The organism is Leptolyngbya sp. ST-U4 (assembly GCF_039962215.1).
Taxonomy (GTDB): domain Bacteria; phylum Cyanobacteriota; class Cyanobacteriia; order Elainellales; family Elainellaceae; genus Leptolyngbya_A.
The window spans coordinates 1-13,570 of record NZ_JAMPKZ010000036.1 but is presented as its reverse complement, the minus strand read 5'-3'; the positions used below and the strand labels follow the sequence as shown (position 1 = coordinate 13,570).

Annotated in this window: 10 protein-coding genes and 4 pseudogenes; 2 read left to right on the top strand and 12 right to left on the bottom strand. The window is 50.2% G+C overall.

Annotation, left to right across the window (positions count from 1 at the left end; translation table 11 throughout):
• Positions 1-307: 307 nt before the first annotated feature.
• From rsgA to NDA02_RS24720, 5 genes and pseudogenes are all read right to left on the bottom strand, one after another.
• Positions 308-1,375 (bottom strand): ribosome small subunit-dependent GTPase A, encoded by a 1,068-nt coding sequence (gene rsgA, locus NDA02_RS24740; RefSeq protein WP_190791485.1) that lies wholly within the window; start codon positions 1,373-1,375, stop codon positions 308-310.
• A gap of 383 nt (positions 1,376-1,758) precedes the next feature.
• Positions 1,759-2,022 (bottom strand): annotated as a pseudogene (locus NDA02_RS24735) (AAA family ATPase); the annotation flags it as partial.
• A 15-nt stretch (positions 2,023-2,037) separates the two neighbouring features.
• Positions 2,038-2,190 carry a hypothetical protein gene (locus tag NDA02_RS24730; RefSeq protein ID WP_190791486.1) on the bottom strand — a complete coding sequence of 51 codons (153 nt, stop codon included), beginning with the start codon at positions 2,188-2,190 and terminating at the stop codon, positions 2,038-2,040.
• Positions 2,191-2,215: 25 nt separating this feature from the next.
• The gene (locus NDA02_RS24725) at positions 2,216-3,283 is read right to left on the bottom strand and encodes an IS110 family transposase (RefSeq protein ID WP_190791487.1); all 1,068 of its coding nucleotides are present in this window, start codon (positions 3,281-3,283) and stop codon (positions 2,216-2,218) included.
• A gap of 284 nt (positions 3,284-3,567) precedes the next feature.
• Positions 3,568-4,023 (bottom strand): annotated as a pseudogene (locus NDA02_RS24720) (DDE-type integrase/transposase/recombinase); the annotation flags it as partial.
• A 182-nt stretch (positions 4,024-4,205) separates the two neighbouring features.
• Here NDA02_RS24720 and NDA02_RS24715 point away from each other — a divergent pair.
• The gene (locus NDA02_RS24715) at positions 4,206-5,195 is read left to right on the top strand and encodes a hypothetical protein (protein WP_190791488.1); all 990 of its coding nucleotides are present in this window, start codon (positions 4,206-4,208) and stop codon (positions 5,193-5,195) included.
• 90 nt (positions 5,196-5,285) lie between these two features.
• On the opposite strand, the gene NDA02_RS24710 is transcribed toward NDA02_RS24715, so the two are convergent.
• The 4 genes and pseudogenes from NDA02_RS24710 to NDA02_RS24695 all read right to left on the bottom strand — a co-directional run bounded on the left by NDA02_RS24710 (position 5,286) and on the right by NDA02_RS24695 (position 8,181).
• Positions 5,286-6,089 carry a peroxiredoxin-like family protein gene (locus NDA02_RS24710; protein ID WP_190791489.1) on the bottom strand — a complete coding sequence of 268 codons (804 nt, stop codon included), beginning with the start codon at positions 6,087-6,089 and terminating at the stop codon, positions 5,286-5,288.
• Between the two features lie 62 nt (positions 6,090-6,151).
• A pseudogene (msrA, locus tag NDA02_RS24705) lies at positions 6,152-6,632 on the bottom strand (peptide-methionine (S)-S-oxide reductase MsrA).
• Positions 6,581-6,739 (bottom strand): hypothetical protein, encoded by a 159-nt coding sequence (locus NDA02_RS24700; protein WP_190791490.1) that lies wholly within the window; start codon positions 6,737-6,739, stop codon positions 6,581-6,583. The pseudogene msrA and the gene NDA02_RS24700 overlap by 52 nt, the downstream one beginning before the upstream one ends.
• A gap of 1,049 nt (positions 6,740-7,788) precedes the next feature.
• A complete protein-coding gene (locus tag NDA02_RS24695) occupies positions 7,789-8,181 on the bottom strand; it encodes a bZIP transcription factor (RefSeq protein ID WP_190793266.1) in 393 nt (130 codons plus the stop codon).
• A gap of 109 nt (positions 8,182-8,290) precedes the next feature.
• On the opposite strand from NDA02_RS24695, the pseudogene NDA02_RS24690 reads away from it, so the two are divergent.
• Positions 8,291-10,690 (top strand): annotated as a pseudogene (locus tag NDA02_RS24690) (Tn3 family transposase); the annotation flags it as partial.
• 217 nt (positions 10,691-10,907) lie between these two features.
• On the opposite strand, the gene NDA02_RS24685 reads toward NDA02_RS24690, so the two are convergent.
• From NDA02_RS24685 to NDA02_RS24675, 3 genes are all read right to left on the bottom strand, one after another.
• Positions 10,908-11,294, bottom strand: coding sequence for a nuclear transport factor 2 family protein (locus NDA02_RS24685; protein ID WP_190792396.1), 387 nt, complete (start codon positions 11,292-11,294; stop codon positions 10,908-10,910).
• Positions 11,295-11,423: 129 nt separating this feature from the next.
• Positions 11,424-12,179: an SDR family oxidoreductase gene (locus NDA02_RS24680; RefSeq protein WP_190792397.1), complete on the bottom strand. Its 756-nt coding sequence runs from the start codon at positions 12,177-12,179 to the stop codon at positions 11,424-11,426.
• Positions 12,180-12,316: 137 nt separating this feature from the next.
• Entirely contained in the window at positions 12,317-13,285 is a 969-nt protein-coding gene (locus tag NDA02_RS24675) for an SDR family NAD(P)-dependent oxidoreductase (RefSeq protein WP_190792398.1), read from the bottom strand.
• Positions 13,286-13,570: the final 285 nt, after the last annotated feature.

The following is a 13,570-nucleotide window of genomic DNA, read 5'->3' as shown; positions in this document are numbered from 1 at the left end:
GGGACACTGTTTCTGTCAGTTGTATCGTTGCTTGCAAGATTTCAGTTGATTACGACAGGTCGCGTTAGCTTTTAGGTCAACTCCATGGGGCAGAGTATACCAGAGTACTGTACTCGCAGGATTCAGAAGGCATCTAAAGGCGGAAGCTGGAGCAAAGCATTAATCGCAGCGATCGCCTTTGCCATTCGGTGTTCATGAGTACCTTGCACTGTGTACACGAGGCGTACTGGTAAAATATGCCAAGTTGGTTTCCACGAGTAGTTTGGGTGTGATAATGGATTAAATCCATAGAGTATTAAGCGAACCATCATTCCCGGTATTTGGGGTGGTTGCGGAGCGATTTATGAATTTTCTTCCACCGCTCCTTCTCTGCCAGAGTTGCTCGTTGGTCTTGCTTGCGAGCCAGATAGTATAGTTCTCGCTGCAACTTTTGATAGTTCAGGAACCGTCCTTGGTCGAGATGTCCGTCAGCGAGTGCCTGTTGAATGGCACAGCCGGGTTCCTGTTGGTGCTGGCAATCTCGAAAATGACACTGCTGCGCCAATGTTTCAATCTCTGGAAATGTTTCTGTCAATCCCTCAGCACCTGACCATACTTGAATTTCACGCATTCCCGGTGTGTCAATCATTAATGCACCCGAAGGGAGCAGAATTAATTGTCGATGCGTGGTGGTATGTCTACCGCGATCGTCTCTTCGCCGAACTGCCTGAACTGTCTGTAGTGGCTCACTGTTCAATTGATTTGCAATCGTGGATTTACCCACACCCGATGACCCCAGCAGGGCGATCGTTTTTCCGGCTTGTAGGTAGGATTGGAGCGCATCCATTCCCTGTTTTTGTGTGGCACTCAAAGCAATAACTGGAACACCAATGGCAATCGCTTCTATCTCTGCCAGTCGTCGTTCAACGTGCAAACAGAGATCTACCTTGTTCAATACAATCACCGGGCTGGCACCGCTTTCCCATGCCAGAATCAAATAGCGTTCGATCCGTCTCGGATTCAAATCACCATCCAACCCAGAAACGAGAAATACGGTATCGACATTGGCAGCAATCACCTGTTCCTCAGTCGTACTACCTGCAACGTTGCGAGAAAATTTGCTCTTGCGTGGCAAGATTGCGTGAATTGTGGCGCGATGGTCTATCGAACTGGACTGAATCACCACCCAGTCTCCAACGGCTGGGAAGTCCTGAATGCCAGTCGTTTGATGCCTGAGCTTACCAGAAACTGCTGCCAGTTGCTCCCCCTGCTCAGTGTAAAGCAAGTAAGAATTACGATGTTCAACAGCAACTCGACCGACCGCAAATCCTTGGTCGTAGTAAGATCTAAAGCTGCAAGCATAACGATCGCTCCAGCCTAATTGTTCTAAATTCATTGGATTTCCTTTCTGTGATAACTTGTACAGTGCAAGGTTCACAGAAGAGTTCGAATCATCTTGCCGAAATGGTGCAGGAGTGAACGAGACTCACTGTGGCTTGCGATTGAAGCGTGAGTGTCTTTGCCGTGACGCGATCGGCTACGAATACAGTCATCCTCCACCTCCTTGAGAATTTCTATTTCATATAGAGAGACATCACCCATACCCTAACCAATTCCTGATTTTTTGAATCAATTTTGCTGTAAATTTTGGTTTCAATTAGGCAGGACGCCTCGAAGTTTTGCAGCAATCAACGGGGCGAACAGGAGTCTGTCCTTCCTCCAGCCGAAATACCGCCCGCAAAGTCCCCTGCAGGGAAGGAGAACAGTGAAATCCCTACTTCAGGCGGCTAAAGGCGGAAATACAAGCAAAGCATCAATCGCTGCGATCGCCTCTGCCATTCGCTGCTCATGTTTTCCCTGCACGGTGATGTACGGCTTGCTTTTCTGGTTCAGTACCTCAATAAACCACTGGTGCATCTCCAGCCGAATCTCTTCACCCTCGCGCGTCCCGTCCTGCACAAAGGCAAAATCAGGAGCAGTCAGAATGTACAGGTCATAGTGACAACGCTCAGCAATCCGTTCAACGGCTGGGCAATAAGTTCCTCGGTAGCGGCGATGTCAGACGTGGGTTGCCAGCGGGTCAGTATCACAAATCAGCAGGCGGTTTGCCCGCATCGCCAGATCCGTTTCCCAAGCTGCCTGTCCCTTCGCAATCTGCACAAACTCGTAGGTTTGCCACTGGTCGGGTACTGATGCTCCTATAGATGTCAAGTCCTTTTTGTACTCTAAGAATGCATCACGTCAGGCACTTGGGGAGGGGAGTGCTTTTGCGAATAATGTGATAAATCTCTCTTGCGACATAACGTTTGAGACACCGAATAATCTCTCGTTTCGACAACCCTTGTGCTATCCGACGGGCAACGTAGTCCTGGGTCGGCTGATGCCATCGCATTCGCACAATGACCACGCGAAATAGCGCGGCATTCGCCTGACGGTTTCCGCCTCGGTTGAGGCGATGGCGCTGCGTTTTGCCGGAAGACGCTGGAATTGGACAGACGCCGCACATCTTGGCAAAGGCGGCTTCAGAATGCACACGCTCCGCATTATCCCCAAAGGTGATCAGCATCTCAGCAGCCGTATCCGTTCCAATGCCAAACGCTTGCACTAATTCAGGAGCTGCTGCTTGGGCGAGGGTCGTGAGATGCTGGGTGTGCGTTTCAATCTCGTCATGTAACTGTGTCCAGCGTTTTGCCATTGCAGCGAGGGCATAGCGCATCGTTGCCATCGGTGTATCGAGTGTCCCAACTTCGAGTTGTGCACAGGCTTTGACCAACTGGGGGGTGGACAAAGATTCCAACTGTGCCCGTAACGCTGCATCGGCTGTGACGATGATCACTTTGAGTGCCACTATCACTTGAGTTTGGGCTTTGACTGCCGTATCTCGTGCTGCTTTGAGAATCCGAATCATTTCCACTCCACCTTCGCTCGATTTCGGAGTTGCTGTAGCTTGTCCAGCCAACACTTGGCGAGCGGCATCTTCTGCATCGAGCAGATCATCCTTGCCTTGCAACCGTTGCTGACCCCGGCGGCAAGGACGACTGACTTCCACCACTTTCAGTCCTTGACGACGCAGGAACTGGCTTAAACCCTTGCCATACGACCCAGTTCCTTCCACACCAAACGCAGCAAACACGCCGAATGTCTTTGCCCACTCCAGCAATTGTTGATATCCGGCTTGAGTAGTCGGTATGATGCGATCTCCTAGACGTGCACCTAAGCCATTAATAGCAACTGCAGCATGCGTGTCTTTATGCGTGTCAACGCCGATGATCACTGCATTCGGATCGGTCGTAGATTGTGTCATTGTTTACCGCCTGGTTGAAGAGCAGAACTGCTTGCAGAACTGGGCAATGGACAAGACTGCGATGAGACTTTATTTAAGACAGGCTCCTATCAGGTCACGATGCCCAAGCCACACCAGCAACAAAAGTCTTTCTACTTCCAATCGACAAATCAATACAAAGGCACAGAGCCGGTCAACTTATGGGTCAGATTGGCAGCAGAAAGACTCTTCTATCCTCGCAGTCAACTTAACCAGAAAAATTTAAGAGTAAGCACGGTAGTCTCTAGTGAGGTGGAATCACAGGATTATGCGGCAGATTTCAACCCAACAATCTCTTGCCAATCTTCAATTCGTTGACGCATTTGTTCGCAGTAGCGATGAGCTGTTAGCTGATGTTGTTTCGGGTGGAAGTGGTCTCGAATCGGTCCAAACGCAGCCAGAAATCGTTGGGCTTGCCCCGGTGACTTAAACTTCCGCATCCGCCGCTCTCGCACTCGAGTCGGTTGATGCGAGTTCTCTGCTCGATTGTTCAACCCCTTGTGCTGTCGATGCTCCACGCTCTTGAGCATCTGCTTTTGGGCAGCTTCGTAGCTTTTCAGCTTGTCGCTTACGAGCACCCGAGGCACAAAGCCTTGCTGCTTGAGGAGCTTGCAGAAAAACCGCTTAGCTGCCTTCGTATCTCGATGCTGTTGCATCAAAATATCAAGCACATTGCCCTCTGAGTCTACCGCTCGCCATAGATAATATTGCTGCTTCTTGATTGTAACGTTCACACTTTAGCAAGCGATTGCCCGCTCAGGATCATTAAAACCCCCAGCGCGATGACTAGGGGCAATGTAATCGTTGTATGGTGTTGCGTGAACAATAGTACTATTTCATAAAGCCCCAGAACTGTCCAGACCCAACAGAACCAATTCAATCCATCACGGGAGGGCAAGCACCGATGGCAAAGTCTCGCAAACTGGAAGAATTGACCGCAAGTTTGAACCAGATTCGCCCTGACCCCACTTCAGAAACAGCCTCAGCGGTGCTGCAACAAGTTCTGAGCAGCAAATATTCAGTTGCTGCTGCTCAAGCGGCTGGCATCGTGGCTCAAGCGGAACTGTATGCTTTTATTCCCGATCTCGTGGATGCTTTTGATCGTTTCCTGATTAAACCGAAGGACAACGATCCTGGTTGTCTGGCAAAACAAGCCATAGCAGATACACTGTATCGCCTGGAATACAGCAACGAAACGCTGTTCCTCAAAGGCATTCGGCACGTTCAGCCAGAACCCATCTGGGGTGGCACGACGGACACGGCTCCTCGACTGCGCGGCACCTGTGCATTAGGGCTGGTGCGAATGAATTATCCTCAAGTGATAGTCGAGTTAGGCGATCTACTGGCAGATCCAGAACCAGAGGCTCGAATTGGGGCAGCACGAGCAATTGCCTATAGCGCCAATGATCAGGGAGTACCGCTTTTGCGATTGCGGGTCAAAGTCGGCGACACCTCACCTGTGCTATCAGAATGTTTACTTGCCCTGCTGCAACTGGCACCCCAGCAGTCCCTCCCTCTGGTCGAGGATGTCCTTTATGCTCGTACCGCAATGGCATTAGCAGAGGCAGACCAGGCAGAAGCTGCAGTGTTAGCCTTGTCTGAGTCGCAATTAAACGAAGCCTTTCTGATTCTGCGGGATTGGTGGCAGGGCATTCGAGATCCGCAGCTTCGCAAAACAGGAATTCTCGCTATCTCTACACTGCGGCAGCCAGAGGCGATCCAATTTCTGCTGACCTTGATTGCCGAGGGTAAACCGGAGGATGCGAAAGAGGCGACTGAAGCAATGGGCATTCACATTCAGGATCAGATCCTGTGGCAGCGAGTGTGCCAGGCAATGCAAGAACGGCAGGATGCTGCCTTGAAAGGACTGCTAGAGCAGATGTCAAAGTCCTGACCCCGCTGAATTCCTGTTGATTGGAGGAATTGCCTCGCCCCAAAGCCGTAGAAGGCTGAATTGGAATGCTATCTGCCGTTGTACCGTTCGTTAATCCGATCGCACGGTGAGAAATGACAGCGGTTTGCTCTTATCTTCAGCAAAACCCAGAATGGCACGATCGCGGTGTTCGTACAACAACTGACCCTCAGCATCAAACAGAAATGTTGCGCCGCGCTGCGTCAGATAAGCAGAGTCGGGTACATAGGTTTTCCAGTGACTCAACACTTCGCCCATGTTTCGCAGACGTAGCGTCGCCAGTTCAAACGGACGCTGATACCCTTTGCCGCCTGCCCATCGAAACGAGGAACCTTTCAGGGGCGGAAGTGGGGGTGCTTTCACCGTTTCCTCATCCGCAATCAGTTGAGGAGCTTTCCGGTCGCCTCGATAGCCGCGAAAGACTTCGGAGAGCGTTCCTGGACTGCCAATTCCGGCGCACATTAAGAGCAGGTTTAGCCAGGCATTTTGTCCGGGTGAGAGCAGGGGTAACTTCAGCAATAGTCCCTGGTAGAGGTCAAGCTGCTGATGCAGTTCGGCTTTCGGATCAACAAAAAGGCAATCCGCAGGGAAGCCTGTGTAGGCGCAAAACTGTTCTCCTGAGCCTCGATCGCCAATTCCTACGGCACGAATGGCAATGCCTGCCTCTCGAAGTGATTTTGCCTCCCGCTGCAACCACCAGGCATATTCAAGATTGTCAAAATCCCCCAACTGCGACCACAGTAGCACCAGGATTCGAGCGGCAGAACTACATCCCTCCAGAATGGGCACGATCGCCCCGTCGCTGACTCGCTGCCGTTTAGTTTGCTGAAAACAATCGTATAGCTGCAAGTCACTGCCCTGTTTCGCCTGGGTCATTTCATCCCCTGTTGTAACGCTCCGTTTTTCCCTATTCATTATCCGACAAGGGGCTGCATGATCTACGGGGAAACGATCGGCTGATTGCTGTGAGTCTGCCGTCGCTGTTTCTTCTCCAAATATTGCTGGTGTTCTTCGGAGGCTAACCAGTATGGGGACGCAGGCTCAATCTGAGTCACAACCGGCTTGTTGTACTCGCCGGAGCGATCGAGACGCTCTTTGGACTATCGAGCGATCGCGTCGCTTGGTCAAGGGTGTGGTAGAAAATGACCGATCGATATGTTCTCCCCGGGCTGCATCCTGGCGATTGAGGCTGGTGGGATCGTGGATCTGCCAAAAGAGTGCCAGCAATTCGTCATAGCTGACGCGCGACGGGTCATATTCCACCTGGCAAACCTCTGCGTGACCTGTAATGCGAGACAAAACATCGAGATAGCTGGGATGCTCGAAATGTCCTCCCATATATCCCACTGACGTAGACACTACGCCCGCTACTTTACTCGTGCTAGTCGTACTGCATCTCTGGAACCCACTATAAACCAATCGATCGCCTGTCCTGCTGGCGGTTGACGATCGGACTGATCTTCGTTGAACATCCTGAGAAGTTCCGAGTTGTCCTCTGGCTCGTTTAACAGTTTTGGATTACTCATAGTCCACCTGAGTATAGGACAAAAGGTTGCAGAGATAGAAGAGGAGAGGGTTTCATGAGAATTACCACATTCTTCAACTATGAAACCCTGATGAATCAGGTTACTCTACTGTCACGTTTCCCGTTTTTCAGACTCCTACGCGTTTTAGGTGAAGTTAGGACTGGAAGTACTTTAATCCCTTGAGCGACGTTAACTGCTTCAGCAATCCCATCCCTTTTCACCAGATTTACGTAAGAGTCCGAAAAGCAAGATACGCGACAGGTTTTCTGTCAAATTACTAGCGCAATTTCCGCATCCTTTTGACGTTAAATCACTCGCCTTTAAAGATCCCGTGTAACGAAATTATTAACTTTTACTTTGTAGAGAATGACGGGAAGGCTTAAACTGTACCCTCCTGAACTGCATTTATGGCTGGCGATCGCGTTGGCAATACTCTAAGTCGTGCAAGAGCAATCAACCCCTTGAACAGCTAGAGGTTTAAGGATCAAATTGGTGGTGCGGACAGCAACGATTTCTTCCGCTTTACCCTCAGCCAACGGAGCAGCAACAACTTCTCGCTGGCTCGGCTAAAAGCAGATGCAAATTTGCAGCTCCTCAATGACAAAGGACAGGTTCTGTTTGCATCCGCCCGCCGAGACAGGAGCAGTGAATCGATAAAAACGACCCTAGATTCGGGCACTTATTATCTGCGAGTCTATTCTAGTGCAGGGCGAAATCCTAGTTCAACGCACTATCAACTCTGTGCATCTGTGAGTGCATCGCCTGTTTCCCCGTGGGATTTTACTCCAATGCCTCATCCAGATAACTTTGCAAATAGCTATATTTGTACCTTCCCACCTCCTGGTCATGTGGAAGTGGAAAGTTCGAGTACACTCCCCCTAGACACAATCGCCCCTACTCCTGTCTAGGAGCAGCCGATTGGGAGGAACAGACGTTCGCTGTAAGTCGGAAGAATGGACACAACGCCGACCGTAGATCACACCAAGTCGTTCAAGCATGATGCCACTAGAAGTACTCGGACAACTTCATTCTGTTGATTGACGTAGAGTTTATCGTCGTTGATCTGCTGAGTTTTTGGTTAACAGCACCAGCAGTGAAATAGGGGAAAGCAGCATCCCAAAGAAAAACCATAGCCAGGGATTACGTCTGGTATTTTGCGCCCACAGCGCACAAAAGGAACCTACTAGAAATAGGATGGATGCGGAAAAGCCATGATCAAAGTTTCTAAAATTGTTCTCTAAGCTGGAAACATTAGACCTTAGAGTTGCAATTTCGGTGCGTAACTCCCAGACCTCTGATTGAAGGGCTGAAACTTGTGACTCTAACTCTTTTATTCGTGACTCCGTTTCTGCGGATGGCACTGGTTGCTCGCTTACCCAGAAAACAACGTCACCAATCTTCCCACGGAAGTTGCCCATTTGTTGAGATTTAAAGGCTTCCATAAAGCTATCAACTTTTATGCAAAACCCGCAACCAGTTGTCAGTGAGATCGAACGTCGTCAAATCGATACGTTGTTTCGAGCAGATCCAGAAACAGGAAAGACACTTTAGAATGAAGTCAAACGAGATCCTGGCAAGCCCACTATCACCCACCTCAAAGATCTGGTTGAACGGTTGCATTGGTTAGCGGGTTTGCAAATTGGCACAGTAGTGCTCAACCAATTGCCAGAAGTTAAACGGAAGCATTTTGCTGAGGAAGCAAAGGCTTTAGATGCTCCTCGGATGCGACAAATGAGCATCCTGAAGCGGTACACGCTCGCCGTTGCCCTGCTGAATGCTCAATATGCGCGAACGCTGGATGATTTAGCAGAGATGTTCATTCGTCAGATGCAGCAAATGCATCATCGCGGCAAAGAGGCGTTAGCCATGCTGCGTCAGGAGACTCAAGCTCGCACAGATAGCTTGATTGCCACCTTACGAGATGTGGTTGCAGCGTTTCAAGGTGAAGGGGAGATCGCTCAACGCTTTGCTGACATTGAAACGGTGATTGGCGACCAGGGTCCCACCCTTCTGGAAGCCTGCGATGCTCATCTGGCGTATGTCGGTAACAATTACTTCCCCTTGCTACAAACCTTCTACAAAAGCCAACGCAGCGCCCTATTTCGCTTGCTGGACGTGCTGCCACTGCGTTCGATTACGCAGAATACCTCGTTGATAGAAGCGATCAAATTCATCTTGCAACATCGGCACAGTCGGAGTGCCTCGGTTTCAGTTGTGCAAACTGAACACCCAGGTACGGATGAGGAACGACACATCCACCTGCTTGACCTGAGTTGGATTTCCCAGAAGTGGTGGGCTCTCGTCACTGGACAGCGCAAACGCACTCCCTATCCCAGTACACTGCAACGCCGTCCATTCGAGGTGTGCGTCTTTTCTCACCTGCTATTAGGTTTGAAGTCTGGCGATCTGTATATTGAGGGGAGTTGGGAATATGGAGATTACGGTCAGCAACTCATTTCCTGGGAACAATACCAGGAAATGGTGAGTGAATATGGCAAGCAACTGGGGTTGCCGACCGAACCGAGTGCCTTTGTCGCCCATGTTCAGCAGTGGTTGGAAACAACGGCTCAAGCTACGGATGCTGGCTTTCCAACCAACGTCGATGTGGACTACCAGAAGGATCGTCTAGTGATTCGCAAGCCAAAGGCAAAGATCATATCGGGAGTAGCCACGCTCAAAGCACTCATTGCTCAACGGCTGTCCCCAGTCAATCTGCTCGATGTCTTGACAGACACAGAGCTTTGGCTAAACTGGACTCGATTCTTCAAGCCGAAGTCGGGACATGATGCCAAACTGGACAATCCTGCTGCCCGCTACTTGGCGAGTACCTTCTGCTATGGTTGCAATTTAGGACCGACTCAAGCAGCTCGATCCCTTAAAGGATTTGACCGCAAGCAGGTTGCTTATGCTCACCAGCGCCACATTGATCCAGATAAGCTTCAGGCAGCCAATGCCACTATCATCAATGCTTACAACCGCTTCAGCTTGCCCAAGCTGTGGGGAGATGGCAAGCGAGCCTCTGTAGACGGAACCAAGTGGGATATCTACGAAGATAACTTGCTGGCAGAATATCACATTCGGTATGGCGGTTATGGTGGGATTGGGTATTATCACGTTTCTGATACGTACATTGCTCTATTCAGCCATTTCATTCCATGTGGCGTGTGGGAAGCCGTGTACTTGCTGGATGGACTGTTGAAGAATACATCTGAGATTCAACCAGATACGATTCATGGAGATACTCAATCCCAAAGTGCTACAGTGTTTGCCCTGGCATATTTATTAGGCATTCAACTGATGCCACGCATTCGCAATTGGAAGGATTTAATCCTCTACCGTTTCAGTTCTACGACCCGTTACCTACACATTGGTCAACTGTTCTCTGAAACGGTGAATTGGGAGTTGATTGAAACTCATCTACCCGATATGCTGCGGGTTACCTTATCGATTAAAGCAGGTAAGATTGCTGCTTCTACCATTTTGCGAAAGTTAGGTACCAATAGCAGTCAGAACAAGCTCTATCGAGCGTTTCATGAGCTAGGCTGTGCCATGCGGACAGGATTTTTGCTGCAATACATTCATGATGCCGATCTGCGCGCCACCATTCAAGCTGCAACCAATAAAAGTGAGGCGTTTAATGGCTTTGCCAAATGGCTGTCTTTTGGGGGTGAGGGGGTGATTGCTACCAACAATCGTGAAGACCAACGCAAGATCATCAAGTACAACCACCTGATCGCCAATTGTCTGATTTTCTACAACGTCTTTGAAATGAGCCGGATACTCCAGGAGCTAGCACGCTCTGGCTACCCAGTTGAGTCGGAGGCTGTCGCAGCGTTGAGTCCCTACTGGACGCATCATGTTAATCGTTTCGGCATCTATGATCTCAATCTCGATCGTTGTCCACCCACACTGGATTTTGACACAGTGATTATTCCTGCACCTACAAGGTGAAGTTACTGTGCTCTAAATCCTCATTCCATAGGAGTTTCAGGGCAAGTGGTCCATTTTTACACGAATCGTTGCCGGCCCCCAATCTCAAACTTCTCAGCATCACCAAACGCAGTTAATACCGCTGCTTTCATAGATTCCATCTGTGCCAACTCTCCTTGATTTAGAATAAACAGTGCCGTTGTACAAACCGGACTTCACCCTACCAGCACTCAACTGTTCAGAACATCGTGTTATCGTTAGCCGACGCTTCCGGGATGGTCTGAAGCACGTCCCAATGCTCGACTATCTTGCCTTTATCATCCAGGCGGAAGATGTCGATGCCTGCCCAGTCGTTGTCGCTCGGCCATTGCTGGTAGCAATGCAAGACTACATAATTGCCTTCAGCGAAGACGCGCTTAAACTGGACGCACTTCCCCGGATATTCTTTCGCCATCCTCTCGAAATATTCGATGAAAGCCTGCTTCCCGTCGGCCACCGTTGGGTTGTGCTGGATGTACACATCGCCGACATATTTCTCGATGGCTTCTGCGGGCTGACACTGATTGAACATCAGGTCATAAAATGCTGTGACCGTCTGTTTGTTCTGCTCAAGTTTATCCGTCATCCGTTCCACACCTCACATCACCCAAAACGCCCAATGGCTCAAATCAGCGGCGACAAAGAAACTCGAACGCAGCGCTAGCGGCTTTAAACCGTCTGCTGCATTGTTAGCTGGTGTGAACACAGCATCTTCTTAGATTTGTGCCATGCCACCATCGACGAATAGCTCAATGCCGTTTACAAAGCTGCTGTCATCTGAAGCCAGAAAGACAACGGCTTTGGCGATCTCGTCGGGTGTGCCAGCTCGTCCCAATGGAATATTGTTAGCTTGGCTCGCCACAAATTCTTTCAACTGCTCTTCACTGAGTCCCCAGAGAAGATCGTAAGCGGGAGTCGGAATGAAACCAGGGCTGACCGCATTCACTCGAATCTGGCGGTCTTTGAGGTCGAGTGTCCAGGTGCGGGCAAACGATCGCACGGCGGCTTTGGTAGCGCCATAAACACTGAAGGCTGGGATACCCTTGATGGAATTAGTTGAGGCATTCAGGATGATGGAAGCGCCCTCTGGCATCAGTGGCAGTGCCTTCTGCACAGTGAAAAGTAGACCCTTGACATTGGTGTTGAAGGTTTTGTCAAAGTGTTCTTCGGTGATCGATCCAAGTGGGATGAGTTCTCCACCGCCAGCATTCGCAAAGATTACATCCAGGCGACCTTGCTCTTGCTCGATCGTGGCGTAAAGCCGATCAAGGTCTGCCAGATTTGAGACATCGCTCTGAATGCCAGTCACGTTCTTAGCAATTTCGTTTACAGCAGTATCAAGTTCAGTCTGACGACGACCCGTGATAAAGACATAGGCACCTTCAGCGACAAATCGCTTGGTTGTGGCAAGCCCGATACCGCTGGTGCCGCCAGTGACAAGCGCAACTTTTCCTGAGAGTTTTTGTGACATGATGTTTTCCTGGTTGAGTTTACGGGAAACGTAAGGCATGGTGATTAACGCTTATACGTCAATCGGGCATTCTTGTGAGTGTTCATCCAAGTACGAAAGTGGAATGGATGATTGCGTTTAGATGTGCGCGATAACCTTTAAGACGCAGCGCTGATCAATTCCTCGCTTTTCGCCCAGAGCTGCTTGGCTTTGTTCGCGTCGAGTGCATAGGACCTGACGCCGTCGGCAAACGGGTTGGGCGTGTCATTGATCGGCGCGATCGCGCAATCTTCGAGATAGTGTCCGCTAATCTCGTCTTTGTTAGCCACGACTGCTGCCCAGACCGATGTCGCGGCTGCCTGCGGAATTTCTTTCAACTCTTTCGGCGGCAGACCCGCTTCGGTGCGCGCTGCGTCAACGGTCTGCAAAAGTCCCTGCAACTCCTCCTGCGAGAAATGGCGGGGTAGGTCCGTGAGACTGTTTCCGGGCATCACCGAAGCAGCCCGAATGCCGCGATCGCGATGCCGCCTGTCAAACTCCACAGCGAACAGTGAATTGGCGGTTTTCGACCGGCTATAGGCGACCCATGGATCGTACGCCTGCTGCTCAAAATTCGGATCGTCTAAATCGATATCGGCACCGCGATGCGCTAGCGACGACAGCACCACCAGCCGTCCATTATCGGTGAGCAGCGGCTCGATCCCATTGATCAGGGCAAAGTGGCCAAGATGGTTCGTCCCGAACTGGACTTCAAAGCCATCGACCGTTCGACCAAACGGAGTTGCCATAACGCCAGCGTTAGCAATGATGGAATCGAACGGCTGGCCGTTAGCTAACAGTTTATCCGCACAGGCACGAACGCTTTGCAAGGATGCCAGATCGAGGTTGATCAACTCCAGGCTGCCACCTCCTTGCAAAGCGGCATCACGAACTGATGCAGTGGCTGACTCAGCTTTAGCGAGGTTTCTGACCGCGCCGACGACACTAGCCCCGTGAGCGACCAGTGAGCGGGCGGTTTCGAGTCCAATGCCCGACGATGCACCCGTAATGAGAAATCGCTTTCCCTTGAGATCAATGTCGGAAAGCACCTCGTCGGCGGTCAATTTTGCACCAAATTTTTTAGCCATTTCTTTTCCTTTCGTGTGGGTAGTTAGAAGGCACTTTGGACATAATCATCAACTCCTAAGTTCTCTTTGTCTTAGTTCACTTGAGTGTAGTCAGTTCCAACACTCAACTTCTTGCAGATTCCTATGGAGTTTCCGATGGAATTAGCGAACATATTTCAGTGTTACTTTAGTAATACCGATTCAATTTTTATATGCTACAGATGGGAGGAGGAGAATTGAGGGCTAACGAGTATGGTTGGCGTTTGCAAAATCAACATTCAAGAGAGCAAAGACGACTTGAGATTA